The organism is Streptomyces sp. NPDC036822 (assembly GCF_055609145.1).
Window position 1 is genome coordinate 15,997 of record NZ_JBVJPY010000020.1, and the last position, 19,511, is coordinate 35,507.

At 73.1% G+C, this 19,511-nt stretch carries 20 protein-coding genes; 8 read left to right on the top strand and 12 right to left on the bottom strand.

Annotation, left to right across the window (positions count from 1 at the left end):
• Nucleotides 1-22: 22 nt before the first annotated feature.
• The 7 genes from ACZ68P_RS30810 to ACZ68P_RS30840 all read right to left on the bottom strand — a co-directional run bounded on the left by ACZ68P_RS30810 (nt 23) and on the right by ACZ68P_RS30840 (nt 6,065).
• Nucleotides 23-373 carry a hypothetical protein gene (locus ACZ68P_RS30810; RefSeq protein WP_471011974.1) on the bottom strand — a complete coding sequence of 117 codons (351 nt, stop codon included), beginning with the start codon at nt 371-373 and terminating at the stop codon, nt 23-25.
• A 181-nt stretch (nt 374-554) separates the two neighbouring features.
• Complete coding sequence (locus tag ACZ68P_RS30815) at nt 555-1,982, bottom strand: hypothetical protein (RefSeq protein WP_471012125.1); 1,428 nt, start codon at nt 1,980-1,982, stop codon at nt 555-557.
• A 14-nt stretch (nt 1,983-1,996) separates the two neighbouring features.
• Nucleotides 1,997-3,184, bottom strand: coding sequence for a hypothetical protein (locus ACZ68P_RS30820; protein WP_471011976.1), 1,188 nt, complete (start codon nt 3,182-3,184; stop codon nt 1,997-1,999).
• Nucleotides 3,181-4,059 (bottom strand): COG1470 family protein, encoded by an 879-nt coding sequence (locus tag ACZ68P_RS30825; protein ID WP_471011978.1) that lies wholly within the window; start codon nt 4,057-4,059, stop codon nt 3,181-3,183. The genes ACZ68P_RS30820 and ACZ68P_RS30825 overlap by 4 nt, the downstream gene beginning before the upstream one ends.
• Nucleotides 4,059-4,736 (bottom strand): peptidase, encoded by a 678-nt coding sequence (locus ACZ68P_RS30830; protein ID WP_471011981.1) that lies wholly within the window; start codon nt 4,734-4,736, stop codon nt 4,059-4,061. Before ACZ68P_RS30830 ends, ACZ68P_RS30825 begins: the two co-directional genes overlap by 1 nt.
• A 286-nt stretch (nt 4,737-5,022) precedes the next feature.
• Complete coding sequence (locus ACZ68P_RS30835; protein WP_471011984.1) at nt 5,023-5,607, bottom strand: ATP-binding protein; 585 nt, start codon at nt 5,605-5,607, stop codon at nt 5,023-5,025.
• Nucleotides 5,608-5,696: 89 nt separating this feature from the next.
• Nucleotides 5,697-6,065, bottom strand: a complete 369-nt coding sequence (locus ACZ68P_RS30840) for an STAS domain-containing protein (protein ID WP_471011986.1) — start codon at nt 6,063-6,065, stop codon at nt 5,697-5,699.
• 221 nt (nt 6,066-6,286) lie between these two features.
• On the opposite strand from ACZ68P_RS30840, the gene ACZ68P_RS30845 reads away from it, so the two are divergent.
• Nucleotides 6,287-7,195 carry an RNA polymerase sigma factor SigF gene (locus ACZ68P_RS30845; RefSeq protein WP_471011989.1) on the top strand — a complete coding sequence of 303 codons (909 nt, stop codon included), beginning with the start codon at nt 6,287-6,289 and terminating at the stop codon, nt 7,193-7,195.
• A gap of 224 nt (nt 7,196-7,419) precedes the next feature.
• Here ACZ68P_RS30845 and hutI read toward each other — a convergent pair whose 3' ends face one another.
• From hutI to hutU, 4 genes are read right to left on the bottom strand one after another with little or no spacing between them, the layout of a single operon-like run.
• Nucleotides 7,420-8,679 (bottom strand): imidazolonepropionase, encoded by a 1,260-nt coding sequence (gene hutI, locus ACZ68P_RS30850; protein WP_471011990.1) that lies wholly within the window; start codon nt 8,677-8,679, stop codon nt 7,420-7,422.
• A gap of 17 nt (nt 8,680-8,696) precedes the next feature.
• Entirely contained in the window at nt 8,697-10,055 is a 1,359-nt protein-coding gene (locus ACZ68P_RS30855) for a formimidoylglutamate deiminase (RefSeq protein WP_471011993.1), read from the bottom strand.
• Nucleotides 10,046-11,236, bottom strand: a complete 1,191-nt coding sequence (locus tag ACZ68P_RS30860; RefSeq protein WP_471012128.1) for an allantoate amidohydrolase — start codon at nt 11,234-11,236, stop codon at nt 10,046-10,048. Before ACZ68P_RS30860 ends, ACZ68P_RS30855 begins: the two co-directional genes overlap by 10 nt.
• 17 nt (nt 11,237-11,253) lie before the next feature.
• Nucleotides 11,254-12,918: a urocanate hydratase gene (gene hutU / locus ACZ68P_RS30865; RefSeq protein WP_471011994.1), complete on the bottom strand. Its 1,665-nt coding sequence runs from the start codon at nt 12,916-12,918 to the stop codon at nt 11,254-11,256.
• Between the two features lie 103 nt (nt 12,919-13,021).
• Between hutU and ACZ68P_RS30870 the strand changes: the two genes are divergently transcribed.
• From ACZ68P_RS30870 to ACZ68P_RS30900, 7 genes are all read left to right on the top strand, one after another.
• Nucleotides 13,022-14,359: a type III PLP-dependent enzyme domain-containing protein gene (locus tag ACZ68P_RS30870; RefSeq protein WP_471011995.1), complete on the top strand. Its 1,338-nt coding sequence runs from the start codon at nt 13,022-13,024 to the stop codon at nt 14,357-14,359.
• A gap of 41 nt (nt 14,360-14,400) precedes the next feature.
• Complete coding sequence (locus ACZ68P_RS30875) at nt 14,401-14,865, top strand: SRPBCC family protein (RefSeq protein WP_471011999.1); 465 nt, start codon at nt 14,401-14,403, stop codon at nt 14,863-14,865.
• A gap of 216 nt (nt 14,866-15,081) precedes the next feature.
• On the top strand, nt 15,082-16,419 hold the full coding sequence (locus ACZ68P_RS30880; RefSeq protein WP_471012002.1) for an APC family permease: 1,338 nt from the start codon (nt 15,082-15,084) through the stop codon (nt 16,417-16,419).
• 199 nt (nt 16,420-16,618) lie between these two features.
• Nucleotides 16,619-17,032, top strand: a complete 414-nt coding sequence (locus tag ACZ68P_RS30885) for a hypothetical protein (protein ID WP_471012003.1) — start codon at nt 16,619-16,621, stop codon at nt 17,030-17,032.
• Nucleotides 17,029-17,787 (top strand): transcriptional regulator, encoded by a 759-nt coding sequence (locus ACZ68P_RS30890; protein ID WP_471012005.1) that lies wholly within the window; start codon nt 17,029-17,031, stop codon nt 17,785-17,787. The genes ACZ68P_RS30885 and ACZ68P_RS30890 overlap by 4 nt, the downstream gene beginning before the upstream one ends.
• A gap of 41 nt (nt 17,788-17,828) precedes the next feature.
• Nucleotides 17,829-18,233: a roadblock/LC7 domain-containing protein gene (locus ACZ68P_RS30895; RefSeq protein ID WP_365715919.1), complete on the top strand. Its 405-nt coding sequence runs from the start codon at nt 17,829-17,831 to the stop codon at nt 18,231-18,233.
• A 58-nt stretch (nt 18,234-18,291) separates the two neighbouring features.
• Complete coding sequence (locus ACZ68P_RS30900) at nt 18,292-18,663, top strand: hypothetical protein (RefSeq protein ID WP_365715918.1); 372 nt, start codon at nt 18,292-18,294, stop codon at nt 18,661-18,663.
• Between the two features lie 5 nt (nt 18,664-18,668).
• Here the strand turns inward: ACZ68P_RS30900 and ACZ68P_RS30905 are convergent, their stop codons facing one another.
• The gene (locus ACZ68P_RS30905) at nt 18,669-19,508 is read right to left on the bottom strand and encodes a MurR/RpiR family transcriptional regulator (RefSeq protein WP_471012009.1); all 840 of its coding nucleotides are present in this window, start codon (nt 19,506-19,508) and stop codon (nt 18,669-18,671) included.
• Nucleotides 19,509-19,511: the final 3 nt, after the last annotated feature.

Genomic DNA, 19,511 nt, shown 5'->3' on the forward strand with positions numbered 1-19,511 from the left:
ACCTCTTCCTACCGCCGCGCGGTCACTTGGTCTGCACGCTGAACCCGCGCAGGAAGTTCTTCGTGCCGCAGTGCACGTTCGACTTCTGGCCGGGTCCGACCCAGGAGCCGTACAGCGTCCAGGTCATGACGTGCTCGCGGGCGCCCTGCACCTGGTCGCACTTGATGACGACCCGGTGCTTGCTCACACCCTTGGCGCCACCCGCCTTACAGGTCGAGTAGGCGGTGGGCCGGCCGATCCTGTCCATGGAGGCGTAGGCCTTGCAGGTGTACTTTCCGGCCGCCTGAGCGGGAGACGCGGCGATCAGGCCCGCTCCACCGACGCCCAGCATCACAGCGAGTGATCCCGCGGCGAACTTCTTCCCCCAGCGCATCTTCGTTCCCTTCTGCGCGTCGGGCCCTCGCCGGGCCCGACGCATCGCTCCCCTGCTGGTCAGGCAGGTCGGTTCGCGGGCGCCCATCGTTCGGGCGCCCGGACGAACACAACCATCCGGACCTCCCTCCTCACAAGGAGTTACCAGGGGACATGAGGAACATCTGAGCCTTCGGCCTACGTCAGCGCCTGAGCCTGGCCCACGGGGTGAAGGTGAACACCGCTCCGCCGAGCAGGATCACCGTGCCCGCCACCAGGGCGAGGGCCCGCAGGGCGCCCTCGTCCTCGGCGCCGGTGTCGGCGAGGCCGCCGCCGGAGCCGGCCGAGCCGCCCGTGCCGCCGCCCGCGCCCGCGTCACCGCCGCCGCTGCTGCTGCCGCCCGATGCGCCGCCCGCCTGCTCGGTCGTGTCGAGGGTGAGGGACGCCTGGACGCTCCCCTTGACCCGGCAGGGGATCACGATCGGCGTGCCGCCGAGCGAGACGTTGATCGTCAGGGTGCCGGGGGCGAGGGTGGCCTTGCCGGTGGCGCCCGGCTTGTACGTCCCCTTCATGTCGGGCAGGTCGACCGGCTTGCCCTGTTCCAGCGGCGCGGAGTTCGCCGGGCCCTCGACGTTGACCGACCCGCTGTCCGCGCCGCCGAGCTTGACCGCCATGGACGGCTTCAGCGCTCCGGCGGGGAGCGGGGCGGGGCTGTCCATCACGCCCTTGGCGGTCTTGACGGTGAGGTCGTAGGTGCCGCCGTTCTTCCTGGCGTTGACGGTCACCTTGGAGGTGATGTTCGCCGGACCGGGCGACTGGCACGCGAACTGGACCGCGACCTCCTTTCCGGGGAAGTCGGTCTGCCCGCCTCCGCCGCCGGAGGTGGACCCGCCGGAGGTGGTCGAGCCGCCGGTGGTCGAACCACCCGAGGTGGTCGAACCACCCGAGGTCGTCGTACCGCCGGAGGTGGTCGAACCACCCGAGGTCGTCGTACCACCGGAGGTGGTCGAACCACCCGAGGTCGTCGTACCACCGGAGGTGGTCGTACCACCCGACGTGGTCGTACCGCCGGAGGTCGAACCGCCGGACGTCGAACCGCCCCCGCCCGCCGACACCTTGATGGTCGCCCCGACCGGCACCGCCTCCTTCGGCGAACACTTCGTGTCCGTCGACAGGGGCTTCGAGACGTTGATCGTGTACTTGTCCGGCGTCAGCGTGATCTCGCCCGCCTTCTCCAGCTTCAGCCTGCCCTTCATGTCCGGCAGCACCATCGGGCTGTTCTTGGGGATCGGCGGGTTCTGCCGCGGCCCCTCCAGGGCCAGCGTGGCGCTCGCCGCCCCGCCCACCGTGACCACCCCGGTCGGCTTGACCGTGTCCTTGTCCAGGTCGAGGACGTCGGGGTTCTTGGACGCGGCCGCGACCGTCTTCCAGACGATCTCCACCTCGTCGCCGACCTTGGCCTCCGCCGGCGCGGTGATCTGCACCTTGGTGGTGCCCCGCACCGGTGGCAGGCCGGAGATCGCCGGTGGAACGCACTCGGTCGCGAACGAGACCTCGGCTGCCTGGGCGGGGGTGGCGGCCGGCAGGATCCCCGCGCCGCCGAGCATCAGCGCGACTCCCGCCACGCCCATCCTCCGTTGCGTGCTCACGAATGTCCCTTCGTCGTCGGGCTGTTCTCTGACGGTGCGGAGTCGGGGGTGAACCACGGCAGGACCGTGGTGGTCCCGTCCCCGTCGGGGACGGGTCCGGAGGTACGCGCGGGACGACGGCGTACGGAAGTCCGGGCCAGGGAAGTCCGGCGTGCGGACGCGCCGCGCACGGAGGCGCCGGCGGCCCGGCGGTGCGCGGGGCCGGCGCCCGGCCGTACCCGGTCCACCACCGCCATGCCGATACGGAAGAGGGCGGCCGGGACGACCACGGCCAGCAGCAGCCGGAACAGGGTCACGCCCCACGGCCGGCCGACCCCCCACGGCTGCTCGACCAGGACCTTCCCGGCGTACCTGACCGAGACCTGGTAGTCGCCGTGGGCGCCCGCGGACAGCTCGACGGGCAGCGTGATCAGGGCCTTCCTGCCGGGTCCGATGGTGCCGCGCCACTGCCGTTCCTCGTACTGCGGCGCGAAGACGCCGTGGCTGGTGCCGACCTGGAAGACCGGATCCTTGACGGGCGCGCTGCCGAGGTTGCCGACGGTGAAGACGATCTCGCGGGCGGGCGGGGCGCCGAACCAGACCAGGACGCCGCTGGAGCCGTTCAGACGGGCGGAGGCCAGGACGGCGAGCCTGCCGTCGCCCGTCGTCTCGGGCAGAGGGGCGGTGGGGTGCCCGGCGACGGTGAAGGCCACGTCCACGGCGTCCTGCGCGCCGGTGACCCCGGCGACGTGCACCACGCACGGGCAGGGCACGGGCGGCTCGGCGACCGGCACCTTCCGGCTGAAGGTGCCCTGGGCGTCGACGGTGGCGGCTCTTCCGACCGTATTGGCGCAGGAGTTGGTGCCGCCGATGACGCCCTTGCCGGGTGCGGCCCGCCCGCAGATCAGCAGCATGAGCAGGGCCCCCGGCTTCCACTTCGCCCCGCTGACGGTGATCTCGCCGCCCTTGCCGCCCTCGGAACGCGACAGGGACACCGTGGGACCGGGGCCGTCCGCCCGGACGGACGGCACACGGGACGCGATGCGGAACGGAAGGACGGAGGAGGCGACGGAAGCGCCGGAGGCGGGAGCGGCGGACGCCCGGGTGGTGGGCAGGAGAGCGCACAGCAGCGCGGTCAGGAACAGCCACACCGCCACGCCGGCCCTGCGACGGCTGCCCGCCCGGGAAGGGACCGTCACGCTCATCGCTTCTCTCCTGCCGTCGCCTCGGCCAACCGGCGTGCATCCGTCCGCTCTTGGGGCGCCGGCCCGGGCGGCGGGGCCCGTCGGCGGCGGACCGCGCGTGCCCGGGTCGCCGTCGCCACCGCCGCTGCCGCCACCGCGAGGAGCACTCCCGTGAGGGCCGGGACGCCGGAGACGAAGACCGCGGAGGCCCGGGCGGTCACCGGCGCGGCCCCGGAGGCCGTGGCGCGCAGGTCGACCGTCACCGAGTCGAGGGTGGGCGGGTCGGGCCACGGTTCGGTGCGGGCGAGCCGTTCGCCGGGTCGCAGGGAGACCGGCAGCGCGCGGGAGGGCCGGTCGAGGACCGTGCCGAGAACGCCCTGGGCGCGCACGGCCAGGTGGGGGGCGAGGACGGTGTTGCCCCGGTTGACCAGCGTGTAGTGCAGGGTGCCCGCGTCGTCGAGCCGTACGTCCTCGACGGTGAGTGCCCCCAGGCTCGGCCCGTTCACCCGCAGGTGCACCGGCACCCGCACCTGTCGGCCGCCACCCTCCGCGAGGACCACGCCCCGGTGGTCGCCCGGTGAGGTGTCCGCCGTCACGGTCACGGCGAACGGCACGTCCGCCCGTGTCCGCGCCGGGACGGTCACCGCGGGCGCGGCGAACGCGAAGGACGCCGCGCCCCGGCCGCTCAGCCGTACCGTGAGCGGCGCCGTCCCCTCGTTGGTCAGGGACAGGGTGTCCCGGAGGACGCTCCCTGCCTCGCCCTCCACATAGACGTACGGCCGCGCCTCGGCCGGGGCGGCCGTCCAGTCCGGCGGGGGCGCCGCCGCCACGGCGCCCAGCAGCGCGGCGACGGCGGCCACCATCCGCGCCGGGCGGCCGGCCCACGCTCCCCGCATCAGCGCGCCGTGCGCCGCGTGAGCCAGAGGACTCCGGCCGCGCCGGTCAGCAGCACCGTGCCGCCGAGGGTGCCGAGCGCCGTCGCGGAGTCGAGCGGGCCGGTCCTGGGCAGTTCGCCGCCGCCCGAGGAGGGGGTCTCGTCGGTGCCACCGCCGGAGGAGCCGCCGGGGGCGGTGACCTCCAGCTCCAGTGAGGGCTTGGGGCTGTTCTTCGGTGCGCAGACGGCCGCGTCCATGCCGAGGGCGTGGACGGTGAGCACTCCGGCCGTGAAGGTGACCTCGCCGCTCTTCTTCGGGGTGTACGTACCCGTCAACCGGCCGATCTTGATGGGGGTGTTCGGGGGGATCGCCACCGTGTTGGGGGTTCCCTTGACCTTGAGCGTGCCGCTGTCGGCGCCTCCCAGCCGGAGTTCCGCTCGCGGGGTCATGACCCCCTTGGGAAGCTCGACGGGGCTGTCGGAGACGCCCTTCTCGAAGGACATGGTGATCGTGTAGGAGCCGCCGCTCCTGACGGCCGTGATGTCGACGGGCGAGACGGCGCTCTTGGGGCCGATCTTCGTTTCGCAGGCGTAGTCGACGTCCACGACGGCGGCCTGGGCGCCGGGGGCGGAGGCCAGCACCACCGAGCCCGCCGCCGCCATGGCCAGCGCGAAAGCTGTTCTCCTCCGGTACGGCACCTCGAGCACCCCTCACCGCGAAGTTACTGACGGCTTATCAGATTGGGCGTCAAGGTACGCCTGGGGCCTTGCGGAGGGAAGACGCGCGGACGGGCGAACTGCGGACGCCGCCGCGGACGCCGGCCTCGCACAGCCGGACCCGCGGTCCCGCGGAGACAGCCGTACGGAAACGGTCGATCGGGAGTCGGTGGCGCGGAAGCACCCGGGGGGAGCCGGCGGTACGGGAAGCGCCCGCGGGGGAGTCGGCCGTACGGAACGGCCTTGCGGAGGCGGAGGTCCGGCCTGCCTACGCCGGAGCGGCCAGTTCGGCCCACACCGTCTTGCCGGGGGCGCCGGGCGTGCGCTCGATCCCCCAGTCCAGACAGAGCCGCTGGACGATGAACATGCCGTGCCCGCCGGGCCGACCGGCCCGGTGCGGGGTGCGCGGCGCGGGCTGTCCGGCGCCGCGGTCGTCGACCTCCAGGCGCAGCACCTTGGCGCGCCGGCGCACGCGGAGCTCTTCGGGGCCCTCGGCGTGCAGACAGGCGTTGGTGACCAGCTCGGAGACGACGAGGAGGACGTCCTCGGCGGCGGCCCTGGCCTCGGCCGAGGCGGCGGGCAGCCAGCCCCAGTCGTACAACGCCGACCTGGTGAAGTCGCGCGCCAGCGGGACGGTGCCGCTGGCGGAGCCGAGGGGGAGCGTCCGCGCGTCGAGGTCGGCGCCGGTGGAAGCACTGTCCGTCATCACGTCCGTACCCAAGGTCTTGCCGTCGGCGTCGGAGGGGGCGGCGTCGGCCGAGGGGGACGCGCCACCGGAGGCGGCGCCCGCGTCGGCACCCGCGTCGGGGCCCGTGGGCTCCTCGACCTCCCTGCCACCGGCAGCAGTGTCCATCAGCGCTTCACCTCACCGATTCAACCGATTCACCAGACAACGCACGAGCCTGGGCTCTTCTGCCCGGGCATTTCCTGACAACACCCGAATCACTCGGGGAGGGCCGCCGCGAGGCTGTCGTGCACGGTGAAGACGACGTCCGCACCGGTGATCTCGAAGACTCTCGCCACCACGGGCCGCATTCCGGTCAGGTGGACCCCTCCGCCGGCGGCGTCGGCCTTGAGCCGGGCACCGAGGAGCACGTTCAGCCCGGTGGAGTCGCAGAAGTCCAGACGCGAGCAGTCGACCACGAGCCGTGAACGGCCCGCGTCGAGCGCTTCGTCGAGTGGTGTACGCAACAGGTCGGCGGTGTGGTGATCGAGCTCACCCACCGGAGTGAGGATCTCGCTCGACCCCACGGTGCGGACCTCGACCCGCAGCCGTACGGGCTGCGCGCTGCCGACGTTCTGGCGGTCCATGCCCGTGCCTCTTCTCGCTCTCGCGGATGCCGGTTGACGTGCGTCGAACCATACAAGGTCAACGCGCTTCATGGCAGCCGGCCTCCGCCATATAACGCTACAAAAGGGACAATTGGCACTTGCAACGATCCCCTTCGAGCAGGTAGGCCTAGTAAAGGACATCCGACACGACCGGCTTTGGAGGCGCCGCAAACCGCAGCGAAAGAACGATGGAGGAGACCATGTCACCCCGGCTCGACGCTCCGCGTACCCCCGACGCGCCGTCGGCAATCACCAAGCCCCCCACCCACGATCTCGATCCCGTCCTGGGTCTCGGCTCCGACGCCGGCCTCGGCCTTCCCGAGATCCCGCCCTTCGACCAGGTCGAAGCCCTGGACGCCCGGGCGCTCTCGAAGACCCTGTTCGCCCGCCTCGACGACCTCGAGGAGGGCACGCACGAGTACGCGTACGTCCGCAACACGCTCGTCGAGCTCAACCTCGCCCTGGTCAAGTTCGCCGCCTCACGGTTCCGCTCCCGCAGCGAGCCGATGGAGGACATCATCCAGGTGGGCACGATCGGCCTCATCAAGGCCATCGACCGCTTCGAGCTCTCCCGGGGCGTCGAGTTCCCCACCTTCGCGATGCCGACGATCATCGGCGAGATCAAGCGCTTCTTCCGCGACACCTCGTGGTCCGTGCGCGTGCCGCGAAGGCTGCAGGAGCTCCGCCTCGACCTCGCCAAGGCGGGCGACGAGCTGTCCCAGCGGCTCGACCGCACGCCGACCGTGAGCGAACTCGCCGCGGAGCTCGACCTGAGCCGCGAAGAGGTCGTCGAGGGCATGACCGCCAGCAACGCGTACACCGCGAGCTCGCTGGACGCGCAGCCCGACGACGACGACGGCGAGGGCGCGCTCGCGAACCGGATCGGCTACGAGGACCACGGCATCGAGGGCATCGAGTACATCGAGTCCCTCAAGCCGATCATCGCCTCCCTGCCCTCCCGTGAGCGGCGCATCCTCTCGCTCCGCTTCGTCGCGGGACTCACCCAGTCGGAGATCGGCGAGGAGCTCGGCATCTCCCAGATGCACGTCTCCCGGCTGCTCTCCCGCACGCTGGGCCGGCTGCGCAAGGGGCTGACCCTGGAGGAGTGAGCGCCGGCCGCCGACGCCGACCGCACGCCTGCAAGCCCGCCGCGAAACGCCTTGCGGAAAGGGCCCGTTCCGACCGAACGGGCCCTTCCGCCGTTTTCGCACACACTCCTCCCGACTGCTCCTGCCCTGCCGCGCGCCGCTCATGCTCGGGGCGGCGGCGGGTTCGCGGCCGGAGCCGCCGGAGCGGCGGCCGCGGGCGGGGCTCCGTCGGACCGGGCGCCGGGTCAGCGGGTTCGCGCGCCGGTGAGGACTCCGCGGCGCCAGACGTCGGTCACCAGGGGGACTCCGGGGCGGTAGGCCAGGTGGACGTGGGAGGGGGCGTCCAGGAGCGAGAGGTCCGCGTAGGCGCCCGGGGAGAGGCGGCCGACGTCCGTGCGGCGGAGGGCGGCGGCGCCGCCGGCCGTGGCGGACCACAGGGCCTCGTCCGGGGTCATCCCCATGTCCCGTACCGCCAGCGCGACGCAGAACGGGACGGAGGAAGTGAACGACGAGCCGGGGTTGCAGTCCGTGGACAGAGCCACGGTGACGCCCGCGTCCAGCAGGCGGCGGGCGTCGGGCCAGGCGGCACGGGTGGAGAACTCGGCGCCGGGCAGCAGCGTGGCGACGGTGTCGCCCGAGGCCAGGGCGTCCACGTCGGCGTCCGTCAGATGGGTGCAGTGGTCGGCGCTCGCCGCGTCCAGTTCGACGGCGAGCTGGACGCCGGGGCCGTACGAGAGCTGGTTCGCGTGCACGCGCGGGTGCAGGCCCTTGGCCTTGCCGGCCGTCAGGACGGCCCGCGCCTGGTCCCCGTCGAACGCGCCCTTCTCGCAGAAGACGTCGATCCAACGGGCGTACGGGGCGCAGGCGTCCAGCATCTCGCCGGTGACGAGGTCGACGTACGCGGCGGGGTCGTCGGCGTAGTCCGGGGACACGATGTGCGCGCCGAGGTAGGTGACCTCGTCAGTGTGGGCGGCGGCGATCCGCAGGGCGCGGGCCTCGTCCTCGACGGTCAGGCCGTAACCGGACTTGGTCTCGAAGGTCGTCGTGCCCTGGGCGAGGGCCTCGCGGAGGTAGCGGGCCACGTTCGCCGAGAGGGCCTCGTCGGAGGCCGCGCGCGTGGCCGCGACGGTGGTGCGGATGCCGCCGGCGGCGTAGGGCTGCCCGGACATCCGGGCGTTGAACTCCGCGGTGCGGTCGCCCGCGAAGACCAGGTGCGAGTGGGAGTCCACGAAGCCGGGGATCACCGCCCGCCCGCCGGCGTCGACCCGGTTGTCAGTGGCGGGTGCTTTTCTTGATTCACCGACCCAGACGACACGGTCGCCGTCGATGACGACGGCCGCGTCCTGGATCAGGCCGAGAGGGGTTCCATCACCGAGGGAGGGGTCGTTGGTGACGAGGCTGGCGATGTTGACGATGGCGGTGGCCGCCCTCGCCACGGGGCTGTTCGTGCTCGTCGGCGCGGAGGTCGCCGCGGGGCTGTTCGTCGCCGCAGGGCCCGTGTTCATGGTGAGGGGTGTCTCCTTCAGCCGCGCAGGGCGGCGATCGAGTCGGCGAGGGCCCGGGGGACGTCCGGGACGGACTGGTGCACCCCGTCGACCACGACGGGCCGTCCCGCGACGACCGTGTGCCGGACGTCCGCTGCCGACGCTGCGAATACCGCCGTCTCGGCTGCCAGACGCGGCACCGGTCCCGCTGTCCTGACGGAGTCCAGGGCGATCGTCGTGAAGTCGGCGAGGGCGCCCGCCTCCAGGCGGCCGGCCTCGCTCCAGCCGAGGGCCGCTTGGCCGTCGGCCGAGGCGGCCCGCAGCAGGGCGGCGGCCGTCCAGTGGCCGCGGGTGCGGGTGCGCAGGCGCTCGTTCAGCTCCATGGCCCTGGCCTCCTCCAGGAGGTCGATGACCGCGTGGCTGTCGCTGCCGAGCGACAGCGGCGAGCCCGCCCGCTGGAGGGCGACGGCCGGGCCGATGCCGTCCGCGAGGTCGCGTTCGGTCGTCGGGCACATGCAGGTGCCGGTCGTCGTGGAGCCGAGCAGCGCGATGTCGGCGTCGGTGAGGTGGGTGTTGTGGACGCCGGTCGTCAGCGGGCCCAGCACGCCGTGGTCGGCGAGCAGCTGCGTCGGGGTGCGGCCGTGGGCGGCGAGGCAGGCGTCGTTCTCGGCCGTCTGCTCCGAGAGGTGGACGTGCAGGGGCGCGCCCCGCTCCCGGGCCCAGGAGGCCACCGTGGCCAGCTGGCCGGCGGGGACGGCCCGTACGGAGTGGATGGCCGCCCCGATCCGGACGCCGCCGCCCGCGCGCTCCTTCAGCAGCGACACGCGCTCCGCCCAGGCGTCCGCCGTGCCGTCGGAGAAGCGGAGCTGGTGCCGGTCGGGGGCCGCGCCGAAGCCGGAGGAGAGGTAGGCGGTGTCGAGGAGGGTGATGCGGATGCCGGCTTCGGCGGCCGCGGCGATCAGGGCCTCGCCCATGGCGTTGGGGTCGGCGTAGGGGGTGCCGCCGGGCGCGTGGTGGAGGTAGTGGAACTCCCCGACGGCGGTGATGCCGGCCAGCGCCATCTCGGCGTACACGGCGCGGGCGAGGGCGTGGTAGGTCTCCGGGGTCAGCCGGGAGGCGACCTGGTACATCACCTCGCGCCAGGTCCAGAAGGTGCCGGAGCCGACCTGGACGGTCCCGCGCAGGGCCCGGTGGAAGGCGTGCGAGTGGGCGTTGGCGAGGCCGGGGACGGTCAGGCCGCGCAGGACGACGGCGCCGGGCGGCGGGGCGCCGGCCCCGGTGCGGACCGCCGCGATCCGGCCGTCCGCCACCTCCAGGGCCACGCCCGGCTCGACGTTCGTGTCGAGCCAGGCGTGCTCCAGCCAGTACGTCGTCCGCGCGCCGGTGCTCAGCTGCACGCCAGTCCTTCCAGTACGTCGGCGAGTGCGAGGACCCCGGCCACGCAGTCGTCCTCGGCCGCGAACTCGGCCGGGGAGTGCGAGACGCCCGTGGGGTTCCGTACGAACAGCATGGCGGTCGGGAGGGAGTCCGAGAGGATTCCCGCGTCGTGTCCCGCGCCCGTGCCGAGGACGGGGGTCTTCTCCCCGAGGATTCCGGCCAGCTCGTCCCTGAGCGCGTGGGCGAACTCCACGACCGGGGTGAAGGACTCCCGGACGACGGTGAGATCGATGCCGTGGCGGGTGGCGTGGTCGCGGGCGGCGGTCTCGATGCCGGCCGTGACGGTGTCCAGGGAATCCTGGTCGGCGGCGCGGGCGTCGAGCCAGCCGCGGACGAGCGAGGGGATGGCGTTGACCCCGTTCGGCTCGACGGCGATCTTGCCGAAGGTGGCGACGGCGCCGGCGAGTTCGGCCTCGCGCCGGGCGGCGAGGACGGTCTCGGCGTAGGTGAGCATCGGGTCGCGGCGGTCGACGAGGCGGGTGGTGCCGGCGTGGTTGGCCTCGCCGGCGAAGTCGTACCGCCAGCGGCCGTGCGGCCAGATCGCGGAGGCGATGCCGACGGCGTCGCCGGAGAGGTCCAGGGCGCGGCCCTGCTCGACGTGGAGTTCGACGAACGCGCCGATCCGCGCGAGGCGCTCGGGGTCGGGTCCGATGGCCTCGGGGTCGTGGCCGGCGGCCTCCATCGCCTGCGGGAGCGTGACGCCGTCGGCGTCGCGGAGCCGGTACGCCTGCTCCTTGGTCAGCCGGCCGGCGGCGAGCCGGGAGCCGACGCAGGCGAGACCGAAGCGGGCGCCTTCCTCGTCGCCGAAGTTGACGATGGCGAAGGGCCGCTTGAACCGCGCCTTGCGGCTGCGGAGCTCGTCGAGCGCGGCGAAGGAGGACACGACGCCGAGGGGGCCGTCGAAGGCACCGCCGTCGGGGACGGAGTCCAGGTGCGAGCCGGTGACGACGGCGTCACCGGCCGCCGGGTCGCCGAGCCAGGCCCACTGGTTGCCGTTCCGGTCGACCTCGTAGTTCAGCCGGCGGGCCTCCGCCTGCATCCGGAACCAGAGCCGGCAGTCGGCGTCGGCGCCGGTCCAGGCGTAGCGGCGGTAGCCCCCGGAGGCGTCGCTGCGGCCGATGGGCCGCAGCGAGCGCCACATGGCGTGGAAGGAGTCGCTCACGCGGAGCCGTCCTCGCGCATGGGGACCCGTACGCCCTTGTCGTCCGCGACGGACTCGGCGATGTCGTAGCCGGCGTCGACGTGGCGGATGACGCCCATGCCGGGGTCGTTCGTGAGGACGCGGCGGATCTTCTCGCCGGCCAGGGGGGTGCCGTCGGCGACGGTGACCTGTCCGGCGTGGATGGAGCGGCCCATGCCGACGCCGCCGCCGTGGTGGAGGGAGACCCAGGAGGCGCCGGAGGCGACGTTGACCATGGCGTTCAGGAGCGGCCAGTCGGCGATGGCGTCCGAGCCGTCGAGCATCGCCTCGGTCTCGCGGTACGGGGAGGCGACCGAGCCGCAGTCGAGGTGGTCGCGGCCGATGGCGAGGGGGGCGGCGAGCTCGCCGGAGGCGACCATGTCGTTGAAGCGCTCGCCTGCCCGGTCGCGCTCGCCGTAGCCGAGCCAGCAGATGCGGGCCGGCAGGCCCTGGAAGTGGACCCGCTCGCCGGCCATCTTGATCCAGCGGTGGAGGGACTCGTTCTCCGGGAAGAGCTCCAGCATGGCCTTGTCGGTCTTGGCGATGTCCGACGCCTCGCCCGAGAGCGCCGCCCAGCGGAAGGGGCCCTTGCCCTCGCAGAAGAGGGGGCGGATGTAGGCGGGGACGAAGCCGGGGAAGGCGAACGCCCGGTCGTATCCGGCCAGCTGGGCCTCGCCGCGGATCGAGTTGCCGTAGTCGAAGACCTCGGCGCCCGCGTCCATGAAGCCGACCATGGCCTCGACGTGCCGGGCCATCGACTCGCGGGCCCGGGTCGTGAAGCCCGCCGGGTCCTTGGCGGCGTACGCGGCCATGTCGTCGAAGGCGACGCCGACCGGCAGGTAGGAGAGCGGGTCGTGGGCCGAGGTCTGGTCGGTGACGATGTCGATCGGGGCGCCCTCGGCGAGCATCCGCGGCAGCAGGTCGGCCGCGTTGCCGAGGAGGCCGATGGAGAGCGGGCGGCGGGCGTCGCGCGCCTCGGTCGCCAGCGCGAGCGCGTGGGCGAGGTCGTCGGCCTTGACGTCGAGGTAGCGGTGCTCGATGCGGCGCTCGATGGCGCGCGGGTCGACGTCGATGCAGATCGCGACGCCGTCGTTCATCGTCACGGCGAGCGGCTGGGCGCCGCCCATGCCGCCGAGGCCGGCGGTCAGCGTGATGGTGCCGGCGAGGGTGCCGCCGAACTTCTTCGCCGCCACGGCCGCGAAGGTCTCGTAGGTGCCCTGGAGGATGCCCTGCGTACCGATGTAGATCCACGACCCGGCCGTCATCTGGCCGTACATGGTGAGCCCCAGCTGCTCCAGGCGCCGGAACTCCTCCCAGTTCGCCCAGTCGCCGACCAGGTTGGAGTTGGCGATGAGCACGCGCGGCGCCCACTCGTGCGTCTGCATGACGCCGACGGGACGGCCGGACTGGACCAGCATCGTCTCGTCCTGCTTCAGCGTGCGCAGCGTGCGGACCATGGCGTCGAAGGAGCGCCAGTCGCGGGCGGCCTTGCCGGTGCCGCCGTAGACCACCAGCTTGTCGGGGTGCTCGGCGACCTCGGGGTCGAGATTGTTCTGCAGCATGCGGAGGGCAGCCTCCTGCTGCCATCCCAGGGCGCTCAGTTCCGTACCGCGCGGGGCCCGTACGGGGCGGGGTCCTGACATGGGGCAGCCTCCTCCGATGTGATTCAGTTATTCACATCCTGGACTGCTGAATATCTGTAGTCAACAGCTGCGTCCGCCCACCTCCCGGTGGTGGGATGGGGTCATGGCTTCCCACCGTCGCGATCAGGCCGTCCGTGCCGCCGTCGAGCAAGGCCTCCTCTCCCCCACCGACCCCTCGCAGCAGATCGTCGCCCTCCTCGACACCGCGGGCGTCCGCGCCTCCGCCGCCGCCCTCGTCGCCGCTTTCGCCGCCGTCACCGACGCCCCCGTCCTGCACGCCTTCGCCGTGAAGGCCGCCCCGCTCGTGCCGGTCCTGCGCCTGCTGCACGACGCCGGGCTCGGCGCCGAGGTCGCGAGCCCCGGCGAGCTGGCCCTGGCCCGGGCGGCCGGCGTCCCGGCGGCCCGGACCGTCCTCGACTCCCCCGCCAAGACCCCCGCCGACCTGCGCCAGGCACTCGCCCTGGGCATCGCCGTCAACGCCGACAACCTGCAGGAGCTGGCCCGGATCGACGCGCTCGTCGCCTCCGCCCCGACGGCGAGCCCGATCGGCCTGCGGGTGAACCCGCAGATCGGGGCCGGTTCGATCGGCGCCCTGTCCACCGCGACGGCCACCTCCAAGTTCGGGGTCGCGCTGCGCGACGAAGGCGCCCGCGAGGCCGTCGTCCAGGCGTACCTCGACCGGCCCTGGATGAGCCGGCTGCACACCCACACCGGCTCCCAGGGCATCCCGCTCGCCCTGATGGCCGAAGGGGTCGCCGCCGCCCACACGCTGGCCGAGGAGATCAACGCCAAGGCCGGACGGCAGCAGATCGACACCCTCGACATCGGCGGCGGGCTGCCCGTGAACTTCTCCTCCGACGAGGAGACCCCGACCTACGCGGAATACGCCCGGCTGCTCGCCGCGACCGCCCCGGACCTCCTCGACGGGCGCTACGCCCTCGTGACCGAGTTCGGCCGGTCCCTGCTGGCCAAGCACGGCACGATCCTGGCCCGTGTGGAGTACACCAAGACCTCCGGCGGGCGGCCCATCGCCGTCACCCACGCCGGGGTCCAGGTCGCCACCCGCACGGTCTACGCCCCCGAGTCCTGGCCGCTGCGCGTCCTCGCCTACGACGCCGACGGCAGGCCCCGCACCGGCCCGAACGTCCCGCAGGACGTCGTCCAGGACGTGGCCGGGCCCGCCTGCTTCGCCGGCGACATGCTCGCCGTCGGCCGGGCACTGCCGCTCCTGCGGCCCCGGGACATCGTCGCCGTGCCGGACACCGGCGCGTACTACTTCGCCCACCACTACGCCTACAACAGCCTGCCCCGGCCCGGTATCCACGGATTCACCGTCGACGAGGAGGGCGCCGTCTCCTTCACGACCGTCCGCAGGCCCCAGACGCTCGACGAGATCGTCGCCGAGTCCGGCGGGGACCGGCCCGACGCCCTGCTGCCGTAGCAACGGGAGCGGGCGCCGGTGCCCGGTGTTTCCATGGACCCATGGCTACCAAGAGCGTCGTCGTCGAACGCCGGATCCAGGCGTCTCCCGGGCCGGTCTGGGAGACGCTGACCGACCTCAAGAGCTGGGAGCGGATCCTCGGCGGCGTCGACCGGGTCGAGGTGCTGACCGAGGGCGGCTTCGGGGTCGGCACCCGCTGGCGGGAGACCCGCACGATGCTCGGCAAGGCGGCCACGGAGGAGATGACCGTGACCGAGAGCGAGCCGCCCGACCGGTACGTCACGGTGGCCGACTCCCACGGCATGCACTACGTCTCGGAGATCGCGCTCAGGCCGGACGGCGCCGGGGCGACGACGGTACGGATGACCTTCTCGGCCACTCCCGCCGCCGGCCGCTCGACGGGCCTGCTCGCCCGCCTCCTCGGCGGCCTCGGCGCCAAGGCCGTGAGCCGAGCCCTCGCCAAGGACCTCGACGACGTGGCCGCCTCCGTGGAACGCCGCGCCTGAGCCCGTACGCGCGACACGGCGGGGCGGGCGCCCGGGTCCGTACGGGTGACAGGACGGGCCGTCCGGACCCGTACGCGCGCGCGGCAGGGCGGGACGCCCGGCCCGGTACGCGCGGCAGGGCGCCGGCAAACGGGTCGCCGGGCATCGGATCGCCCGGCATCAGATCACGGCCCTGGGGGCAGGGACCATCCCATCGCTCACGGGAAAGGGGTCCCCATGGCCGCAGACGCGTCCCAACAGCCCGCCCTCAAAAGGGTGATCGGGCCCAAGCTGCTGATCCTGTTCGTCATCGGCGACATTCTGGGCACCGGCATCTACGCCACGACCGGCAAGGTCGCGGGCAAGGTCGGCGGCGCGCTCTGGCTGCCGTTCGCGATCGGCTTCGTCGTCGCGCTGCTCACCGCCGCCTCGTACGTCGAACTCGTCGGCAAGTACCCGAAGGCGGCCGGCGCCGCGCTCTACACCCAGAAGGCGTTCAAGGTCCCCTTCCTCACCTTCATCGTCGCCTTCATGGTGATGTGCTCGGGCCTCTCCTCCGCGAGCGCGGCGGCCCGGGCGTTCAGCGGGGACTACTTCCACGAGTTCACCGACGCGATCCCGCCCACCCTCATCGCCATCGTCTTCCTCGTCGCCCTCGCCTGCCTCGCGCTGCGCGGGGTGTCGGAGTCGGTGAAGACCAACGTCGTGCTCACCCTCGTGGAGCTGAGCGGCCTCCTCGTCATCCTCGGGATCGGCGCCTGGGCGGTGCTCACGGGCGACGGAGAGCCGTCCCGGCTCGGCGAGTTCGAGGCGTCGGGAGGCGGCTACGCCCTGATGACCAGCGTGCTTGGCGCCACCGCGCTCGGCTTCTTCGCCTTCGTCGGCTTCGAGGACTCCGTCAACATGGCCGAGGAGACCCGGGATCCGGTCCGCACCTTCCCGCGGGCCATCTTCACCGGCGTGGCCGTCACCGGCACCGTCTACGTCCTGGTCGCCCTGGTCTCCTCGCTCCTCGTCGACCACGAGACCCTGGAGAGGTCCAGCGGCCCGCTCCTCGAGGTCGTGAAGGCCGGCGGGGTCGACTTCCCGCCGAAACTCTTCGCGCTGATCGCGCTGTTCGCGGTCACCAACTCCGCGCTCATCAACATCATGATGGCGTCCCGGCTCTGCTACGGCCTCGCCAACGAGAGGATCCTGCCCCGGGTCATGGGCAAGGTCCTGAAGCACCGGCGCACGCCCCTCAGCGGGATCGTGTTCGTCACCCTCCTCGCCATCGGCCTGGTCTGCACGGGAGAGATCGAGGGCCTCGGCGACACCACGGCGTTCCTCCTGCTGTGCGTCTTCGCGGTGGTCAACATCGCCGTTCTCGTGCTGCGCAAGGACCGGGTGGAGCATGCTCATTTCCGTACCCCGACGGCGCTTCCCGTGGTCGGCGCCATCACCTCGGTCATCCTGGCCGGCCCGCTCGCGGACCGGTCGGCGGACGTGTACATCCGGGCCGGAGTGCTGGTGGCCATCGGCATCGGTCTGTGGGCGGTCAACAAGGCCGTGCTGCGGATCCGGCGGGAGGACTGAGCGGGCGCTCCCGGGGCCGCGGGGCGAGCCCCCCCGGCCCCGGGGGCGGGCGTCGCGAGGCCGCGCAGGACGGCATAACGATCGGGAGGGCGGCATGTTCCGATGGAAAATGCCAGAACGCCTGACCGAGGCCCGCGACGTTCAGTAACGTCACGGTCACTGCCGTACGTCCGCACGCCGCATCGGGAGGGGAGTCCGCGTGCCCGGAATCGACGAGTGCCTGCTGGAAGCCATGACCCTGCCGGGCGCCCGAGGGGCCTCGCTGGTCGACTGGACCAGCGGCCTCGCGCTCGGCACGGCGGGCGAATCGCCGGTCGGCGACCACGAGACGACCGCCGCCGAGACGGCCGAACTGGCGCGCGCCGCCGCCGAGTACGACTCCTTCGCCACCGCTCCCGCCCCCGGCGCCCCGACCGAGTCCTCCTCGCCCAAGGGGCCGCCCGTCGAGGACCTGATCGTCACCACCCGCGGCGGCTACCACGTCCTGCGCTTCGTCGAGACGTCCTTCGACAGCAGCGTCTTCCTCCACCTGTGGCTCGACCGCGACACCGGCAACCTGGCCCTCGCCAGGATCCGGCTGCGCGACCTCGCCGAGAGGCTGGTCCTCGGATGACCGTCTCACCGATGCTCACCCGCCTCGCCTCCGAGCGCGCCACCGGCGCCCTGCTGCGCGACCACGGCACGCTCTACCTCGTCGACGGCCGGGTAGTGCACGCCGAGAGCCCGGCCTCGCCCGGCCTCGACGTGCTGCTGACCGCCGCCGGCCGACTGCCCCGCGAGGGCTGGGACGAGGCCGTGGACCGCGCCGGGGCCCGCCGCCAGGTCGGCAGGTTCCTGGTCGACAGCGGCCGGCTGGGCGACGGTGAGCTGGAGATCTGCCACCTCGGCGCCGTCTTCGACGCGGCCTTCTTCGTGCTCGCCCCCGGCAGCGGCCCGACCCGCTTCCGGTACGGGGTGGCGCACTGGTTCGGCACGGTGCGGCCGGTCTCCGCCGAGGCCGTCGAGCGCGAGACCGTACGCCGGCGTGAACTGCTCGACGCCGTCTGGCCGTACGCCGCCGTCGACAGGACCGCGGTCGTGCCCCGCCCCGCCTCTCCCGGTCAGACGGTGAGCCCGCGCCAGCGGGCCCTGCTGGCCGCCGCCGACGGGGCGCGCACGCCCGCGGACATCGCCCGGGCGCTCGGGCGCCCGGCGTTCCACACACTGCTCGACGTGCGGCGCCTCGCGGCCGCCGGTCTCGTCGAGACCCCCCTCGAATCCCCGCCGGCCGCCCCACCCACCGTCCCGACCTGGGTCGGCGATCTCGCGGCCGACCCCGACATCGCCCTGCTGCGCCGGCTCCGTGACGCCCTGGAGGCAAGCCTGTGATGAGGCGTGCCCTGCGCCTGCGCGCCGAGAGGAGACAGCTGATGACGGCAGAAGCCGAGGTACTCGGCGAGCTGAGACGGCTGCGGGCCCGGCTGCCCCAGCTGACCGGCGCACTCGCCGCCAGCGCCGACGGGCTGGTGCTCGCGCAGGACACGGTCGACACGGAGGCGGAGGGGGTGGCGGCGCTGACCGCGGCCGCCCTCGGCGTCGCGCAGCGGCTCACCGACTCCACCGGCCAGGGCGCTTTCCGCGAACTGCTCGTCCGGGGCGAGCGCGGCTACGTCGCCACGTACGCGGCGGGCGGCTCCGCCGTCCTCACCCTGCTCGCCGAACCCAGGATCAACGTGGGCCGGCTGCACCTGGAGGCCCGGCGCTCCAGCGCGCGGATCGGCGAGCTCGTCGACGAGGCGCTGGAACGCAAGGACACGAACGGGCACCCCTCTTAGCGACATCCCGACCCATCCCCCGCAACCCCATCCGGATACGAAAAGGAAGTACCCACCCATGGCGAACACCGAGACCGCCCTCAAGGAAGCCGCGTCCATCGACGGAGCGATCGGCGCCGCGCTCGTCGACTACACCAGCGGCATGGCCCTCGGCACGATCGGCGGCGGCAAGGACCTGGACCTCACCGTGGCCGCCGCCGGAAACACCGACGTCGTCCGTGCCAAGGTCAGGACGATGGAGATGCTCGGCCTCCAGGAGGACATCGAGGACATCCTGATCACCCTCGGCACCCAGTACCACCTGATCCGGCTGCTGAAGGGGCGGGGCACCAACGGCCTCTTCCTGTACCTGGCGCTGAGCAAGGACCGGGCGAACCTGGCGATGGCACGGCACCAGCTGAAGAAGATCGAGGCCGAACTGGATGTCTGATCGGCTCACTCCACGAAGAGGCCGCGGACCGCCGCCTTCGTGTCGAACTCCTCGAGACGCGCCTGGGCGTCGGGCAGTTCGTCCGCCATGGCCTCCAGGAGCACCCGGCCGAGCAGCATCGGGGCGCACGCCGTGTCGAAGGCGAGGCCGGTGCCGACGGCGGCCGGGATCAGCAGGTCGCTGTGGGCGGCGACGGGCGCGAACGCCGACTCGGCGACCGTCACGACGGTCAGCCCGGCGTCCCGCGCGTACGCGAGGGTCTCGACGACCTCTCGCGGATGGCGGGGCAGCGCGAAGCAGAGCAGGGCCGTGGCGCCGGCCCGTACGGCCGCGTCGATGCGGTCGGTGAGCATGGAGCCGCCCTCGTCGAGGAGGCGGACGTCCGGGTGGACCTTGGCGGCGAAGTACGCGAAGCCCCGGGCCTGCGAGGAGGCGGCGCGCAGCCCGAGCACCGGCAGCGGCCGGGAGGCGGCGAGGAGCCGTCCGGCGCGCTCCACGGGACCGGGGTCGGCGAGCAGCTCGGCGAGATGGCGCAGGTTCTCGATCTCCGCGAGGACGGCCTGCTGGTACTCGTTGTGCTCGCTGCGGTCGCCCGCGGTCTTCTCGGCGGGCGCGACCTCGCGCAGGTGGCGGCGCAGGGCCGGGTAGCCGTCGAATCCGAGGGCGACGGCGAAGCGGGTGACGGAGGGCTGGCTGACGCCGGCCAGCTCGGCGAGCTCCACGCTGGACAGGAAGGGCACGTCGGCGGCCCGGCGCACCATGCAGTGCGCGATGCGCCGCTGTGTCGGTGTCAGCCGGTGGCCCTCGAAGAGCGCCTGCAGCCGTCCGGCCGGGCTGTCGCTCACGCC

What these genes read in the sequence shown, in the direction of transcription:
- ACZ68P_RS30890 (WP_471012005.1), top strand. Translation starts at nt 17,029, where the DNA reads ATGACCGTCTCACCGATGCTCACCCGCCTCGCCTCCGAGCGCGCCACC.
- ACZ68P_RS30825 (WP_471011978.1), bottom strand. Translation starts at nt 4,059, where the DNA reads ATGCGGGGAGCGTGGGCCGGCCGCCCGGCGCGGATGGTGGCCGCCGTC.
- ACZ68P_RS30895 (WP_365715919.1), top strand. Translation starts at nt 17,829, where the DNA reads ATGACGGCAGAAGCCGAGGTACTCGGCGAGCTGAGACGGCTGCGGGCC.
- ACZ68P_RS30845 (WP_471011989.1), top strand. Translation starts at nt 6,287, where the DNA reads ATGTCACCCCGGCTCGACGCTCCGCGTACCCCCGACGCGCCGTCGGCA.
- ACZ68P_RS30870 (WP_471011995.1), top strand. Translation starts at nt 13,022, where the DNA reads ATGGCTTCCCACCGTCGCGATCAGGCCGTCCGTGCCGCCGTCGAGCAA.
- ACZ68P_RS30900 (WP_365715918.1), top strand. Translation starts at nt 18,292, where the DNA reads ATGGCGAACACCGAGACCGCCCTCAAGGAAGCCGCGTCCATCGACGGA.
- ACZ68P_RS30810 (WP_471011974.1), bottom strand. Translation starts at nt 373, where the DNA reads ATGCGCTGGGGGAAGAAGTTCGCCGCGGGATCACTCGCTGTGATGCTG.
- hutI (WP_471011990.1), bottom strand. Translation starts at nt 8,679, where the DNA reads ATGAACACGGGCCCTGCGGCGACGAACAGCCCCGCGGCGACCTCCGCG.
- ACZ68P_RS30880 (WP_471012002.1), top strand. Translation starts at nt 15,082, where the DNA reads ATGGCCGCAGACGCGTCCCAACAGCCCGCCCTCAAAAGGGTGATCGGG.
- hutU (WP_471011994.1), bottom strand. Translation starts at nt 12,918, where the DNA reads ATGTCAGGACCCCGCCCCGTACGGGCCCCGCGCGGTACGGAACTGAGC.
- ACZ68P_RS30835 (WP_471011984.1), bottom strand. Translation starts at nt 5,607, where the DNA reads ATGGACACTGCTGCCGGTGGCAGGGAGGTCGAGGAGCCCACGGGCCCC.
- ACZ68P_RS30875 (WP_471011999.1), top strand. Translation starts at nt 14,401, where the DNA reads ATGGCTACCAAGAGCGTCGTCGTCGAACGCCGGATCCAGGCGTCTCCC.
- ACZ68P_RS30815 (WP_471012125.1), bottom strand. Translation starts at nt 1,982, where the DNA reads ATGGGCGTGGCGGGAGTCGCGCTGATGCTCGGCGGCGCGGGGATCCTG.
- ACZ68P_RS30860 (WP_471012128.1), bottom strand. Translation starts at nt 11,236, where the DNA reads ATGTGGCGCTCGCTGCGGCCCATCGGCCGCAGCGACGCCTCCGGGGGC.
- ACZ68P_RS30820 (WP_471011976.1), bottom strand. Translation starts at nt 3,184, where the DNA reads ATGAGCGTGACGGTCCCTTCCCGGGCGGGCAGCCGTCGCAGGGCCGGC.
- ACZ68P_RS30840 (WP_471011986.1), bottom strand. Translation starts at nt 6,065, where the DNA reads ATGGACCGCCAGAACGTCGGCAGCGCGCAGCCCGTACGGCTGCGGGTC.